Raw genomic sequence first — 14,288 nt, 5'->3', positions numbered from 1 at the left:
TTTCTAAGAATAAAAGAATTAAAGAAATAAAATAATTACAGCTTCTCCGGAATCGAATGCTGCGGAGGCTGGCCTTTGCCCATCCGGATAATTTCTTCGGCACACAGCAGGCTCATACGGCGCATTGCTTCCTTCGTATGTGATGAAACATGGTGGGTAAGTACGCAATTATCCAGCGAGTACAACGGGGAATCCTTGGACAACGGCTCTTTGTTGTAAACGTCCAAGCCTGCCCCGCCGATGGATTTACGCGCTAACGCCTCATAGAGTGCAGATTCGTCGACCAATTGCCCTCTAGCCGTGTTAATCAGGAAGGCGGTTGGCTTCATTTGCTCCAAAAATGAGGCGTCAACGATCCGATCCGTTTCCTTATTCAATGGCAGATGAAGTGATATATAATCCGACTCCGCAAGTAACTGCTCCTTACTTACATAAGTAACCTCTGCCCGCTCCGCCCAAGCATAATCCGGGTAGGCGTCATAGGCCAAAATGGTTGCATCGAATCCGGCTACACGTTTGGCGACGGCTTTGCCAATTCTCCCGGTCCCCATGATGCCAACGGTTTTCGACCACATCTCATGAGTCAATATTTGCGGCGTCCATTGGCCTTCCCGGATGGACCGGTCAAAATAAGGAATTTGCCTCGATACGCTGAGCATGAGCGCCAGCGCCATATCCGCGACAGATTGTTCATTAGCTCCAGCCGTAACCGTTACCGTAATACCATTTTGCATCGCATACCGCCAGTCGATCGCATCATAACCGACCCCGAAGCGGGCGATGAGTTTCAGCTCTTTCCCCTCGCTTATCGTTCTAGCTGTTAACGGGTTGGATCCGACCACATAGGCCACAGCGTCAATAATGTTTTGACGGACCTCATCTTCAGTCACGTGGCGGGTCGGCTTTGTAAAGACTACTTCAAACCCCGACTCCTTTAACAAAGTCACGGCGTCCTGATGAAACATATCTGGAGTGACAAGCACTTTGTTCGTCATGAAAAGGACTCCTTTCGCATTCGTTAGTACCGCACTTCCTTTATAGCGCTCTTACTTTCGAGCGCCGAAGCATCCAATTGGGATATATCGGCCAAAGCTTTGCTGAGCATTCCGGCAATTTCGCTGGCAATAGCGATAAATTGAAAGCCTTCGGCAATGCGCTTGTTGGCCGCCTCTGGGCTAGCAACATGAATACCGGTCGGTACACCATTGCGACGGGCGGACTGTTTCACTTCCTCTATAGCGGCTGCAACCGCCGGATCGGTGCTCTCCAGCCCCGGCTTCAGTCCCATGGAAGACATCAAATCATTGGGTCCAATAAAACAAGCATCGATTCCAGGCACACTCAGTATGTCATCAATATTGCGTACGGCCTGGATATGTTCAATTTGTACAATCACTGCGATCTGTTCGTTGCCTTTCTCAAAATAAGTTGAGGTATCGGTTTCGAACCCAACCGCATGCCTTCGCCCGCCGACACTGCGGCTGCCAAGCGGATGATACTTGGCTTCGCGTACAGCGAGCTCTGCATCCTCCTTTGTATTGACCATCGGAACAACGATGCCCCATGCGCCCATATCGAGCACCCTTTTAATATTTTCCCCTGTGTTCCAAGGCACCCGTACAAGCGGTACCGTACTCGTATTAAACATTGAAGATACCATTAGTCCCGCCGTTTCAATGGAAATAGGATTATGCTCCATGTCAATGACCAGCCAATCGTATCCGGCTTGGGCCATCACCTCCGATGTGTACGGGCTCGGAATGGACAGCCACGATCCTACACTCGGTTTCCCTTCGCGCAGCCGCCGTTTAACTGTATTTTCTCTCATTGTCCTTTCGCTCCTGTCTTCGACAAGCAGCCGCCTGATTTAGGAAGCGCTTACCTTTATGATACGCCCTTTAAAATGAAAATCAGATTTGAGTTCATTTAGTTTAAGAGTTAAATTAAATAAATCCCACGAACACAGATTATCAAACATATTTTCCCAAGTCAATATAGCTATTTAATAATTTAGAAATTTTATTTTTTGTACACAAACACTTTTCAACGCTGATTTATTGGGTTATAATTACGTTGAACCAGCTGATTGCCCATCAGTTTGTTTGTTCATCAGATTTGTTTTGTATTTGTTTATTAGTTAAACTAGAAACAATAACTTGTTGCCCTATAGTTTATACGATAAACTTAATTCCACTAATATATCTATAGGGGGATCCCATGATAAAACGCGAAATGACCGGAGATGCGGACCTCATCAAGCAAATTAATATCATGCTTGTCATGAATCTTATCCGTGAAAAAGGACCGATTTCCAGAATCGAAATATCCAAAATATCAAAACTCAATAAAGCAACTGTTTCTTCCATGGTCGAAGAGCTTATTGCCAAAAGGTATGTAGTCGAAATCGGCGAAGTCAAATCGAAACGCGGCCGCAGGCCTACCCTTCTAAATTTTAACGGGGATGCCGGCTATGTGATTGGTATCGAGTTGAATGTCGGCTTCATGACGGTAATCGTGGTCAACCTGAATGCCGGCGTGCACTGGAAGAAATCGTATCTCATCTCTGATAACGAAAAAGAAATCGTTGATCAATTGTTCAAAGCGATCGATGAAGCTCGCAGTGCCGTTCCGCAGTCCGCTCTCGGCATCATCGGTATTGGCATCGGGGTCGTCGGCATCGTCAATCACGAGACAGGCACACTCGTAATTGCGCCTAACGCAGGATTGCAAAACCTGCCGTTAAAGCATCTGGTGGAAAGCTACACGGGGATTCAAACTTTTGTCGATAACGATTGCAATACTTCAGTGATCGGGGAATCGACCTTCGGGGCCGGCAAAGGAAGAAATCATCAAATTTTACTCAGCGTCACCAATCGAGGTATTGGCGTTGGCATTTTTATAGACGGGAAAGTATTTCGGGGACAAGATGGGTTTGCTGGAGAGATGGGACATATGACCATCAATATGGAAGGCCCGCGCTGTAACTGCGGCAACCGAGGCTGCTGGGAAATGTACTCCTCGCCTCAAGCGCTTATACGCAATTTTATGAAAAACAAAAATATCGAAACTCCGCCTAAGGTGGATGAAATTATTGCGCTTGCCAATGCTGGCGATAATGGAGCGATTACAGCCTTGACGGAAACAGGCGAATTTCTGGGAATCGGACTCGCCAACGTCGTCAATACATTTAATCCGGAAGTCATTATTATCCGGGGCGACATGGCCAAAGCTGATAAATGGATACTTAATCCAATTCACCGTACATTGTCGGAACGATGCTACTTCTATGCTTCAACCCGAATAGACATTGTTCCGAGCCGTTTCGGCGAGCTTGCCGCCTCCATTGGCGCAGCCTGTGAAGTCATCCACTATTGGTTTTATTCCTACGAGCAAAAGCTGTAGAAGCTTGTACAGATCTCTGTAGGCTTTCGGGGGTGAAAGGATGAATGAAACATGTCAACTAATGAAATGCTGGCCGTCATGGTCGATAAAGAACGGGTCATGCATGTACGCCCCACCGAAAAGCCGGCATGCAGCCCATATGAGGTGTTGGTGCGCGTCCGCTGTATCGGCGTTTGCGGAACGGACCTTCATTTATACCAAGGCTTACAAAATCATCGTGTGACCTTTCCCATTATACCGGGCCATGAGTGGTCGGGAGAAGTTGAAGCTGTCGGGGAGAACGTCAGCGAATTTACCATCGGCCAGCGGGTAGTCGGAGAGGTGACCATTCCTTGCGGCAAATGCGTAAACTGCCGCAAAGGCAATTACAATATATGTCCGAAGCGCGTTGAAAACGGTGTCTTTGGCCGTAACGGCGCTGCTGCGGAATACATCGTTGTACCAAGCTACGCGCTTCATCCATTCTCTCCGAACTTGTCTTTCGAGGAAGCTTGTTTGATTGAGCCGACAGCTGTAGCTTACCGCAGTATTGAGAAGGTAAGAGTGACGCCCGCCGATCATGTGCTTGTCGTTGGCGCCGGGCCGATCGGACTGCTTACTACCGCTATGGCGAAAGCTTTCGGCGCATCCTCCGTAACCTTAGTCGATTTGCGGCAAAACCGTCTGGACGTCGGCAAAAGGCTTGGTGCCGACCATACGATCAACCTATCGGCCGACAATTATACGGCCAAAGCACTGGAAGTGACTGGCGGCGAGCTTTTTAACGTGATCATCGAAGCGTCTGGCAGTGCATCCGCCTTTGAAAGCTTGTTTGAAGTTACCGCACCGGGAGCAAGAGTTTGTCTGGTTGGCATTTTTGAGCGAAGAGCCGAGATTGAAGCCAATATTATCGTCCGCAAAGATTTGGAGATTTACGGCTCAGTTTCAAGTCCAAACGTATGGAAACAGGCCATCCAAATGGTCGAGCAGCAAAAAATCCCCGTTCGTGAAATCATTACCCACGAATACGAGCTCAAAGATTTCGAAATCCCATTGCTTCAAATGGAAACTCGAGATCCGCATATTATAAAAGCGATCGTCAGACCCCCCTCGACAAGCGGGGTGTAAGCTGTGGATTTATTTGAGGTTCGGTTATCATTTCCTTCTGAGCGGCTAAGTGAGATTGAGGATACAGTCCAGCGAATCGTGACAAATTCGCTTGGCATCCGCAGTTTGCCGGAAAACGCCACCGTAGCGATTACAGCGGGAAGCCGGGGCATCACCGACTTTCCGTTAATAGTGCGAGCTATTGCATCCGCACTTCGCAATCTATCGCTTCACCCTTTTGTCGTTCCGGCGATGGGCAGCCACGGAGGAGCTACCGCGGAAGGCCAAGTCGATGTGCTGCGCCATCTGGGCATTACCGAACAATCCGTGGGAGCTCCCATCCTCTCTTCTATGGACGTGAAGCTGCTCGGGTATACGCCCGGACCATCGCCGTTTCCGGTTTATATGGATCAGCATGCCTGTTCTGCCGACGGGATCATCGTGGTCAACCGGATTAAGGCCCACACAGCCTTCCGTGGAAGCGTAGAAAGCGGGCTGAGCAAAATGATCGCAATCGGTCTCGGTAAAATCACCGGCGCCTCTTTTATCCACGGCGCGGGGGTTCAAGATATGGCTATAAACATCGAGGCGGTTTCCAAGTATGCGCTGGAGCATGCACCTGTTGCATTAGGCATAGCCATACTCGAAAACGGATATGACGAGACCGCCGATATCGTAGGTGTTGAACCGAACGAATGGCACAGTAAGGAATCCAGGCTGCTGACCCGTTCTAAGACGATGATGCCACGGCTTCCTATTGACGATATCGATCTGCTGGTTGTTGAGCAGATGGGAAAAACATTCAGCGGCTCCGGCATGGATCCGAATATCATCGGCCGGTGGAGAATTGCTGGTATGCCGGAGCCTGCTGCACCCAAGGTCAAACGACTGGTCGTGCTTGATCTTGCAAATAGTTCCGGCGGCAATGCCCAAGGTATCGGGCTGGCCGATTTCACCACGAAAGCGCTAACACAAAAAATCAATTCGACCGCTACGTACACTAGCACTATCACAAGCACCTTTCTGCAGCGAGCGATGCTGCCGATGACTTTTGACAATGAGAAAGAAGCTATAGAAGCTGCCCTACGCAGTTTGGGACCTGAACGTGAGCCCTCAAAAGTGAGCCTGGTGCAAATCCCAAACACGCTGCATCTGGAGAAAATGTTTGTATCCGCTTCCGTTCTGGAGACGATGAAGCGACAAAAAGTACCTTTCGAATTAATTGGAACCAGCAGCTTAACTTTTGATGCATCAGGATGTATCGTTTCTAAAATAACTCGTTCTTGAAGGAGAACGTCATGATGAATAATAATGATTCCACAGTGAGCGGTTATGATAAAACCGCACTTGTTCTGGATCCGCTTGATAATGTCGCCGTGGCCTTGGTCCCGCTTCAAAAGGGGGACCGCTGCGTCATCAGGTTTCCAGACCGATTGGATGAACTGACAGCTGAAGAAGCGATTGAATTCGGACACAAAATCGCACTTAAAGATTTCGAAGCCAATGAGCCTGTTATGAAATACGGAGAGGAAATCGGCAAAATGTGCACAGCCATCCATAAAGGATGCTGGATTCATAACCATAATATGTACTGCGAAAGGGGTTTGAAATAAATGTCCGACTCCTTTATGGGGTACTATCGTAAGGATGGCTCGGTCGGCGTGCGTAATCTGATTGCGGTCATCCCCTCTGTATTCTGTTCTGCCAAGGTCGCTGAGCGAATTGCTTATCAGGTGCCGGGATCTATTTATTTCCGGCATCCTGTAGGCTGCAGCCAGGTGGGAGAAGATCTGGAAGTAACAGCCAGGACTTTGATCCAAATCGGCCGCAATCCTAACTTCGCCGGCGTTGTCGTGGTAGGACTCGGATGCGAACGGTTCTCTCCCTACGAGCTGGCGGATGGCATTGCGTCTACTCAGAAAATGCTATCCACTGTTGTTATTCAAAAAGAAGGGGATTCGCTAGCCGCCATCCAGCAGGGGACAAAATATGCACGTGAAATGCAGCAGATCGCCTCACGCCAAACTCGTGAAGAAGCAGCTGTCAGTCACCTGATGATCGGACTTAACTGCGGGGGATCCGATATGACCTCGGGCCTCATCGCCAACCCCGCCCTCGGCATAGCCTCGGATATGCTCGTAGCCCAAGGTGGCTCATCCATTCTAAGCGAGATCACGGAGTTGATCGGCACAGAGGAAATATTGGCACGACGTGCGGTCAACGAGAATATCGCTGCAGAAATCCGCGACATTGTAGCACGGACTGAGGAAAAGCTGCGGCGTCAAACGCAAAATTCAAGCAACGTCAACCGAACTCATCTCATTTCTAAAGGAAACTATGACGGCGGTTTATCAAGTGTGGTCGAAAAGTCGCTGGGAAGTATGAAGAAATCCGGCAATGCACAGTTTAGCGGAACTGTGCAGTATGGAAAAACGCCTGACTCAAAAGGTTTGCTGTTGCTGGATTCACCCGGGCACGATGGCGAAGTTTCCACCGGACAAGTCGCAGCCGGCGCCCAAATGATTCTGTTCCCTTCCGGAAGGGGCACACCTACCGGGTTTCCGGGCGTACCCGTCATCAAGATTACCGGTAATCCCAAAACGTACCAAACCATGCGAGAAAATATCGATATCAATGCAGGCAGTGTACTGACAGGCGAAAAAACACTGAAGCAAATGGGAGAAGAAATATATCAGGAGATTCTCGATGTGGCCTCCGGCAAAATGACAAAAGCCGAGCTGCTCGGCCACGATGAGCAATTTTGCATCACCCGGCTCCCTTAACCTGTTCATACATGATTATGAAATTGACATTTGAATGGAGGTTACCAACTATGAGCAAGTCCTACACATCCTATGGGGACCGGGGATTCAGCCAATTTTTGCGCAGAGCCTTTAATCGTCATCTAGGATATAGCGAAAAAGATTTCGATAAACCTGTTATTGGTATTTGTAACACATATAGCGAAATTAATCGTTGTCACTCTCATCTCGGCCCTTTGATCGAAGCGATTAAACGGGGTGTAATTATGGCGGGCGGCGTGCCCCTGGAGTTCCCCACTATTTCACTGGGTGAAATCAATACGAGCCCTACAACAATGCTTTACCGCAACCTTGCCGCTATGGATACAGAAGAGATGATTCGTGCGCAGCCGATTGATGGAGTGGTTCTCTTAGGCGGCTGTGATAAAGTAACCCCTGCCCAGCTGATGGGTGCTGTAAGCGCAGACATCCCGGCCATCATGTTTACAGGTGGCCCTATGGCCAACGGTGAATACGAAGGGCGTACCTTAGGCGCTTGCTCCGATTGCCGATATTTTTGGCAGGAATACCGCGGCGGCAAAGTTAGTGAGGAAGAGCTTGTTAAAATCAATACAGCGTTAGCCCCAACAGCTGGACATTGCATGGTTATGGGCAGCGCAAGTACAATGGCTGTCTGCTCCGAAGCTTTAGGTCTGATGCTTCCAGGTGCGGCTGCAATACCTGCAACACATAACCAAAGGTTAGCCGCTGCGCAGGAGACAGGCAAGCAGATTGTTGAGGCAGTAAGACTGGAACTTAAGCCTTCAAGAATACTCACTCAGGGCAGCTTTGAGAACGCAATCAGGCTTCTTATGGCTGTTGGTGGTTCCTCCAACGCCGTCATCCATCTCATCGCCATAGCCGGACGCATGGGAATCGAGCTACCGCTCAGCTTATTTGATGAATTAAGCCGAACAACACCATTCCTCGCCAATCTAAGACCTGCGGGAAAATATCAAATGGAGGATCTGTTCCGGGCAGGGGGAGCTCCCGCTGTTCTAAAGGAACTCTCCCCTCTCCTGCATCTAAATGAAATGACTATCACTGGTCAACCTATTGGGGAATGGTTGAAGGATATCACAATCTCTGAAACATATCGTGATATTGTCCATCCTTACGATAAGCCGCTTCACCCCGAAGGCGGTATCGCTATTTTGCACGGCAATCTGGCTCCGAATGGTGCTGTCATTAAGACGAAGGCTGCTTCCAAATCTCTGCTTTCGCATCGCGGTAAAGCCATCGTATTCACCTCGGTCGAAGACTTGGAAACACGTGTAAACGACCCTGAGCTCGATGTAAGGGAAGACGATATTCTCGTACTCCAGTACGCCGGACCTATCGGTGCGCCGGGTATGCCGGAGGTGGGTATGCTGCCTATTCCGGATAAGCTGCTGAAGCAGGGCGTGCGTGATATGGTGCGCATTTCCGATGCACGTATGAGCGGTACCGCCTTCGGCACCGTCGTGCTGCATGTTACACCGGAAGCTGCGGTCGGTGGAACGATCGCTCTTGTAAGAACAGGGGACGAAATTGAACTGGATGTAGAACGCCGCTCTCTGCAGCTGCTGGTGTCTGAAGAAGAGCTGGCGAGACGCCGCAGTGAATGGACACCTCTCAAGATTACAGGACGAGGCTACACTAGGCTTTACCAGGAGCATGTGCTACAGGCAGATAAAGGCTGTGACTTCGATTTCCTGTTGCCTGATAGGTCAAAGGAACATAAATAACCCCATAAACACGATAGTCTAATACAAACAGACGCCCTTATACTGGTTATTACATATAAGGGCGTTCTTTGTTACGGACGCATAATTAATGTATTCGCTACGACAAATCAACTATCAAGGAGTTGTTCCTGCATGAATATCGTAGTATTGGACGGATTTACTTTGAATCCGGGAGATTTAGATTGGGGGCGTCTCGAAGCCTTAGGCAATCTTACCGTATATGAAAGAACGCTGCCTGAACAGCTCATGGAGAGGGCGGCAGAGGCGAACTTGCTTCTTACTAATAAAACTCCCCTATCCAAAGAAACGTTGACCGGGCTTCCGTATCTCCGCTATATCGGTGTACTGGCAACAGGTTATAACGTTGTGGATGTTCAAGCTGCTGCAAGTCGCGGGATTCCCGTAACTAATGTTCCCACCTATGGCACTCATTCTGTCGCCCAATTCGTTTTTGCCCTGCTCCTGGAATTATGCCATCGGGTTCAGATGCATGGGAACGCCGTACGGGATGGAGAATGGGTTCGATCATCGGACTTTTGCTTCACACGCTCCTCTCAAGTCGAACTACAAGGACGTACGCTCGGATTAATTGGCCTCGGCAAAATCGGGAGTCAAACCGCACAGATAGCAGCTGCCTTTGGGATGAAGGTCTTGGCCGTGGGCAGCGGACGCACCCAACCTGCACCTGTAGCAGGAGTCGAATGGGTTTCACTTAACGACCTTCTCCGGCTATCGGATGTAATAAGCCTTCACTGCCCTCTTACCCCGGAGACGACGGAATTGATAAACACAGAACGCATTCGAATGATGAAGCCTTCGGCTTTCCTGATCAATACATCTCGCGGCCCTCTCATCCATGAACAGGATCTTGCTGATGCATTGTGTGAGGGACGTCTAGCCGGCGCTGGTCTGGATGTACTGTCCGTAGAACCGCCACTGCCAAGCAACCCGCTGCTTTCAGCTCCTAACTGCATTGTTACGCCACATATTGCATGGGCAACCAAGGACGCACGAGGCCGATTGATGGATACCGCTGTGGGTAATGTAAGAGCTTTCCTAATGGGTGAGCCCATAAACGTAGTGAACAGAGCATATCTGGAAATCCGAAAGGGGGAAGACACCAGTGGCTCGACAACGTTTCGGAGCTGATTTCATCCATGAAATGAACAATACAAGAGTGCCATACGGCATGCTTGCCATTTGGTTTTTGGGACAGGAGAGCGTCGTTGTAAAGGGTGGTGACACGACGGTCTATATTGATCCTTATTTATCCGAGAACCCAAAGAGGACATTTTCGGCGCCAATCCAACCGGAACATATCACTAATGCGACATATTGTTTGATTACTCACGATCATCTCGACCATTTGGATCTTGCTACAGTGTCCGTGATGGGGCGCAATAATGCGGGGACCCTCTTTATGGCACCTGGTTATTGCCACGCTGAAATGCTGAATCGGGGCATTTCTCATGAACAATTGCTACTAGCTCGAACCGGGGAGTGGTGGGAAGGATCTAATATTCATATTAAAGCTGTTCCTGCAGCTCACGAGGAACTTGAATACGATGCCGAACTTGGCCATCGCTATGTCGGATATATTATTAAGCTGAATGGCGTCACGCTGTATCATGCCGGAGATACGATCATCTATCCGGGGCTGGTCGTTTCATTGAAGGAAGAAGCCATCGATATTGGCATGTTGCCGATTAATGGGAAGACGCCTTCCGATCTTTAAGATTGCAAGGAAACATGAACTATAGGGAGGCAGTCGAGCTTGCCGTCGCTGCGGATATGGAGACCGTTGTTCCTTTGCATTACGACCTCTTCAAAGGCAACAGTGAAAAGCCAGGCTACTTCATCGATTATTTGCATGAGCACTACCCAGAGCAGAAGAGTCACGTGTTAGCTCGGTATGAGAAATTCATTTATGTATCAAAGGAGTTTCCCAAACTAGACTGCTTTATGTAATCTAAAAGCCGGACTTGTGTTATCATGTTCTCAACAACTCTGATAAGCTCGTCCACTTCAGTTACCTTCCTTTTGTAGTATTCTAAAAAGCCTGCCGTAAAAGCAGTCTTTTTAGACATTTATTCTGTCATCGCTTTACCTTATAAAACTCATGATACAGCTTCATCAACGCCCGCTTCCCAATCCGGGATACATAGCTGCGCGAAATCCCTAGCTCCTTTGCAATCTCCCTCTGTGTCCTTTCCTCTTCACCTGCTTCAAGACCTAAGCGCCCAACAACTACCTCTCGCTCACTTTCATCCAAAATATCCAGATTTCTGTAAATTTAACTTTTCGGCTCCCGCGGAAGCTAGGGATTCAGTCCATAAATGATAGCTCGATTTCAGCAATGGGGTTCATAAACACGGGTTCACTTCTTCCACTGTCATGAGGTTTGTTTGTCAATTTGTAAGGGATTGCGATGAATCTATTCATGAGTACCTTATCCAGACCCGGCACATTGGCTATTTGCTCTGCGAAGAGGGTCAAATTAAGTCCAAAAAAACCTTATCCGAGCGCACAGCCTGGAAAATGTCTGCCCGTCCTCGGATAAGATCTCATTGGCACTGCTACATCTCGATGTATACTTTTCCCTGCTCCACCGACAAATCAAACGTTTCTACTACAACCTCGTAGGTTTTTGTGCGGACTTTATTATCTACAACTAGACCGCCGGTTTTAATGTCAAATTCCCAATGGTGCCAGGGACAACGAACGATTTCCCCTTCTTGTTCGTAAACAAATTGCCCGGGCAGCGGCGATGTGACCCATGAAGTAACTGGCCCTTTGCAAAGATGCGCCCCCTGATGAGGACAATAATTAAGAATGGCATGAAGCTTTCCGGATAATTTATAAATGCCTACGCTCCGCCCTTTTACATCAACAATTTTCGGTTCGTCCTCCGTGAATTCATCAACTGTTCCTAAATAATGGTGCGCCATCGTTATTCCTCCGTTTTGTCCGGCATAGGCAGGCCATAGTATTTGGCAGCGTTATAGTAAAACACGTTATTTGTTGTTTCTTTGTCCATTTTTGGGAAAACTAGCTTTGGCGAGTCGAAATCCCAATGCGGGTAATCGCTGCAGAAGAGCAGCTTGTCCTTGGCGTGCATAGCCTCGAACAACGTATCGAACGCTTGTCGGTTCGGCGTTTCCTCAATCGGTTGGGAGCCGATGAACATGTTGGTAAGAAAATATTCGCTAGGCTTTTTCTTCACCCAAGGCGTCTGCTCGCGAAGTGCTTTCCAGTCCTGGTCAAGACGCCACAAGTAAGGAGCAACCCAGAAGACGCCGCCTTCGATAAACGCCACCTGCAGCTCCGGAAATATTTCGAATACGCCTTCGAAGATAAAGCTGGCCATGTGGGCCATGTAAGCTTGCGTACGGGCAGCACGATATTCAATATAGTACGAAGGATAGCCGACATTCGTAGCGGGTGCGTTCATCCCATCGCCGATAGCTCCTACATGCATGGTGAAATTGATTCCATGCTTCAAGCAAGCCTCATATATCGGATGAAACATTTTATTTCCGTAAGGATGATGCGAGCCCGACGGAACATAAGCCTGAACCATTCCGGGATGGGAGCCGAGCCGTTCGATTTCCCGAACCGATGCAGCTACATCGTGAATCGGCAGGTAGATGGAGCCTCTGAACCGGGGCTCCTTGTCGAGCCAATGCTCAATCGTATAATCGTTGAAAGCGGAACACAATGCGGCCGAGTAATACGTATCGGCAGTGTTCGTGCAGGCTATAAATTCGCCTGTCAAAATTCCGTAGCGGATGTCGAAAGGATCCAAAAGCTGGTCGATCATGAAATCAAGATCCGAACCGGCAGGACCGCCGCCTGGAGGGAAAGAATCGGCTCTTTTTCCGATGCTGCCTCCGTTCATCGTACCCGGCCCCCCGCCAAAATTCGGTCCCCACAGTTCAATACGCTCCCTGTATTTACGCGGCAAGTAAGGGAACAGCTGCTTGATGTCCTTATAAGTATGATGGATATCGCAATCAATAACTCCAACGCCTTTGCGTTCCTTTGTCTTCTTGGCCGTTGCTTCTATTAAGCTCATATTTTCATCTCCTCTTCTTTATTTCAGCAAGATTTACATTCGCATGTTTTACATATCTATCATAAAACCAGGACTGCTGGCCGCAAATGGTATTTCGTCATTTTGGTTTGTCATTTTGTAAGGCCAATGCTATACTTTAGCCTACTGGCAACAGACCGATTTCAGGAGGTACGGACGGAATAATGGGCAAGCGGCAGAATTCTGATAAGTATGAAGAATCACGCAATTATGTTGTAGACGAGCTGGCCTTGAACGGCGGCTTATGGCCGGTCCGGATGGGACGCATCAAATCAGGCCCGGATCATCGCTTCCCGCAGCGGATGATCGATTATTACGCATTGCATTTTGTTATGAACGGAAAGATTCGTCATGTCTACGGAGAACAGCAGATTGAGCTAGCCAAGGGGGATGTATTTTGTGCATATCCGGGAGTCGTATACCGCCATTTCATTATTCCGTCCGACCAGCCCTTGGAAATGATTTGGGTTTCCATCGATGGCGGGCAAACTCCGCTGCTGCTCGAGAAAGCCGGCTTCCGTCCATCTGCCCCTTATGTCTTAAGTTTGATCGGTAAAGAACTCGAAACATCTCTTGTTCATTTGTTCAGTCAACATGAAGATAACAGCAGCCGGAGACAAGTAGAGTTGATTGCGGCAATCTACCGTATATTCGGACTTATGATTCCGCAAAAAAGCACCGACAAGTCCGATGCCGGACCTGCTGCTTGGATTCCCCGAAGCATAGAGTACATGAATATGCATTACACCGAAAATATTAACGTGCAAGACGTTGCTGCGTATATTTCGGTTCACCGGGCTTATTTCTCCAAAATATTCAGCCAGCAGATCGGAATGACGCCCATTCAATATTTGCAAAAGCTACGCATGGAGAGAGCACTTCAGCTTCTGCAGCAAACACGGCATACGGTCACGGAAATCGCAATTATGCTTGGTTATCCCGATTTATATTCCTTCACCCGGGCGTTCAGCAAGCATTACGCAGCATCTCCGAGTAAACTTCGCGAAAAAATGCAGCAATGACCGGTGGTCAATCACAACTGTTTATCGGCCTATCTTTTACATTCCTATCTACCAACAGACGCAGACATGACAAAAGCCACCCTTTCCTGTCATAAAAGGAAGGATGGCTTTGTTTTGATGGATTTAAAGAATGTTGTTGGCAATCACTGTATCATTT

General features: G+C 48.5%; 13 protein-coding genes and 1 pseudogene. 9 read left to right on the top strand and 5 right to left on the bottom strand.

Annotated elements, in window-relative coordinates:
- Positions 1-35: 35 nt before the first annotated feature.
- Positions 36-995: a phosphoglycerate dehydrogenase gene (locus NV381_RS23685; protein ID WP_258215761.1), complete on the bottom strand. Its 960-nt coding sequence runs from the start codon at positions 993-995 to the stop codon at positions 36-38.
- A gap of 23 nt (positions 996-1,018) precedes the next feature.
- Positions 1,019-1,828, bottom strand: coding sequence for an HpcH/HpaI aldolase family protein (locus NV381_RS23680; protein ID WP_258215760.1), 810 nt, complete (start codon positions 1,826-1,828; stop codon positions 1,019-1,021).
- 389 nt (positions 1,829-2,217) lie between these two features.
- On the opposite strand from NV381_RS23680, the gene NV381_RS23675 reads away from it, so the two are divergent.
- From NV381_RS23675 to NV381_RS23640, 8 genes are all read left to right on the top strand, one after another.
- Positions 2,218-3,402: an ROK family transcriptional regulator gene (locus tag NV381_RS23675; protein ID WP_258215759.1), complete on the top strand. Its 1,185-nt coding sequence runs from the start codon at positions 2,218-2,220 to the stop codon at positions 3,400-3,402.
- Between the two features lie 51 nt (positions 3,403-3,453).
- Positions 3,454-4,509 carry a zinc-dependent alcohol dehydrogenase gene (locus NV381_RS23670; RefSeq protein ID WP_258215758.1) on the top strand — a complete coding sequence of 352 codons (1,056 nt, stop codon included), beginning with the start codon at positions 3,454-3,456 and terminating at the stop codon, positions 4,507-4,509.
- A 3-nt stretch (positions 4,510-4,512) separates the two neighbouring features.
- Entirely contained in the window at positions 4,513-5,775 is a 1,263-nt protein-coding gene (locus tag NV381_RS23665; protein WP_258215757.1) for a DUF2088 domain-containing protein, read from the top strand.
- Positions 5,776-5,786: 11 nt separating this feature from the next.
- Complete coding sequence (locus tag NV381_RS23660; protein WP_258215756.1) at positions 5,787-6,101, top strand: UxaA family hydrolase; 315 nt, start codon at positions 5,787-5,789, stop codon at positions 6,099-6,101.
- Positions 6,102-7,271, top strand: a complete 1,170-nt coding sequence (locus NV381_RS23655) for a UxaA family hydrolase (RefSeq protein ID WP_258215755.1) — start codon at positions 6,102-6,104, stop codon at positions 7,269-7,271. It abuts the gene before it with no gap.
- A 50-nt stretch (positions 7,272-7,321) separates the two neighbouring features.
- Positions 7,322-9,016 (top strand): IlvD/Edd family dehydratase, encoded by a 1,695-nt coding sequence (locus tag NV381_RS23650; protein WP_258215754.1) that lies wholly within the window; start codon positions 7,322-7,324, stop codon positions 9,014-9,016.
- 132 nt (positions 9,017-9,148) lie between these two features.
- Positions 9,149-10,165, top strand: coding sequence for a D-2-hydroxyacid dehydrogenase (locus NV381_RS23645; protein WP_258215753.1), 1,017 nt, complete (start codon positions 9,149-9,151; stop codon positions 10,163-10,165).
- On the top strand, positions 10,140-10,751 hold the full coding sequence (locus NV381_RS23640) for an MBL fold metallo-hydrolase (protein ID WP_258215752.1): 612 nt from the start codon (positions 10,140-10,142) through the stop codon (positions 10,749-10,751). Before NV381_RS23645 ends, NV381_RS23640 begins: the two co-directional genes overlap by 26 nt.
- A 360-nt stretch (positions 10,752-11,111) precedes the next feature.
- Here NV381_RS23640 and NV381_RS23635 read toward each other — a convergent pair.
- The 3 genes and pseudogenes from NV381_RS23635 to NV381_RS23625 all read right to left on the bottom strand — a co-directional run.
- Positions 11,112-11,309, bottom strand: a pseudogene (locus NV381_RS23635) (sigma factor-like helix-turn-helix DNA-binding protein); the annotation flags it as partial.
- A gap of 283 nt (positions 11,310-11,592) precedes the next feature.
- A complete protein-coding gene (locus NV381_RS23630) occupies positions 11,593-11,964 on the bottom strand; it encodes a Rieske (2Fe-2S) protein (protein ID WP_258215751.1) in 372 nt (123 codons plus the stop codon).
- 2 nt (positions 11,965-11,966) lie between these two features.
- Complete coding sequence (locus tag NV381_RS23625; RefSeq protein ID WP_258215750.1) at positions 11,967-13,091, bottom strand: amidohydrolase family protein; 1,125 nt, start codon at positions 13,089-13,091, stop codon at positions 11,967-11,969.
- A 182-nt stretch (positions 13,092-13,273) separates the two neighbouring features.
- On the opposite strand from NV381_RS23625, the gene NV381_RS23620 reads away from it, so the two are divergent.
- Complete coding sequence (locus NV381_RS23620) at positions 13,274-14,131, top strand: helix-turn-helix transcriptional regulator (RefSeq protein WP_258215749.1); 858 nt, start codon at positions 13,274-13,276, stop codon at positions 14,129-14,131.
- The last annotated feature ends 157 nt before the right edge of the window (positions 14,132-14,288 follow it).

Source organism: Paenibacillus radicis (ex Xue et al. 2023), from assembly GCF_024722015.1.
Lineage (GTDB): Bacteria > Bacillota > Bacilli > Paenibacillales > NBRC-103111 > Paenibacillus_S.
This window is presented reverse-complemented; position numbering and strand designations above follow the sequence as displayed.

Excerpts from the sequence above, each read along its gene's own strand:
- NV381_RS23685 (WP_258215761.1), bottom strand. The coding sequence starts at position 995 with ATGACGAACAAAGTGCTTGTCACTCCAGATATGTTTCATCAGGACGCC.
- NV381_RS23680 (WP_258215760.1), bottom strand. The coding sequence starts at position 1,828 with ATGAGAGAAAATACAGTTAAACGGCGGCTGCGCGAAGGGAAACCGAGT.
- NV381_RS23675 (WP_258215759.1), top strand. The coding sequence starts at position 2,218 with ATGATAAAACGCGAAATGACCGGAGATGCGGACCTCATCAAGCAAATT.
- NV381_RS23670 (WP_258215758.1), top strand. The coding sequence starts at position 3,454 with ATGTCAACTAATGAAATGCTGGCCGTCATGGTCGATAAAGAACGGGTC.
- NV381_RS23660 (WP_258215756.1), top strand. The coding sequence starts at position 5,787 with ATGATGAATAATAATGATTCCACAGTGAGCGGTTATGATAAAACCGCA.
- NV381_RS23655 (WP_258215755.1), top strand. The coding sequence starts at position 6,102 with ATGTCCGACTCCTTTATGGGGTACTATCGTAAGGATGGCTCGGTCGGC.
- NV381_RS23650 (WP_258215754.1), top strand. The coding sequence starts at position 7,322 with ATGAGCAAGTCCTACACATCCTATGGGGACCGGGGATTCAGCCAATTT.
- NV381_RS23645 (WP_258215753.1), top strand. The coding sequence starts at position 9,149 with ATGAATATCGTAGTATTGGACGGATTTACTTTGAATCCGGGAGATTTA.
- NV381_RS23630 (WP_258215751.1), bottom strand. The coding sequence starts at position 11,964 with ATGGCGCACCATTATTTAGGAACAGTTGATGAATTCACGGAGGACGAA.
- NV381_RS23625 (WP_258215750.1), bottom strand. The coding sequence starts at position 13,091 with ATGAGCTTAATAGAAGCAACGGCCAAGAAGACAAAGGAACGCAAAGGC.
- NV381_RS23620 (WP_258215749.1), top strand. The coding sequence starts at position 13,274 with ATGGGCAAGCGGCAGAATTCTGATAAGTATGAAGAATCACGCAATTAT.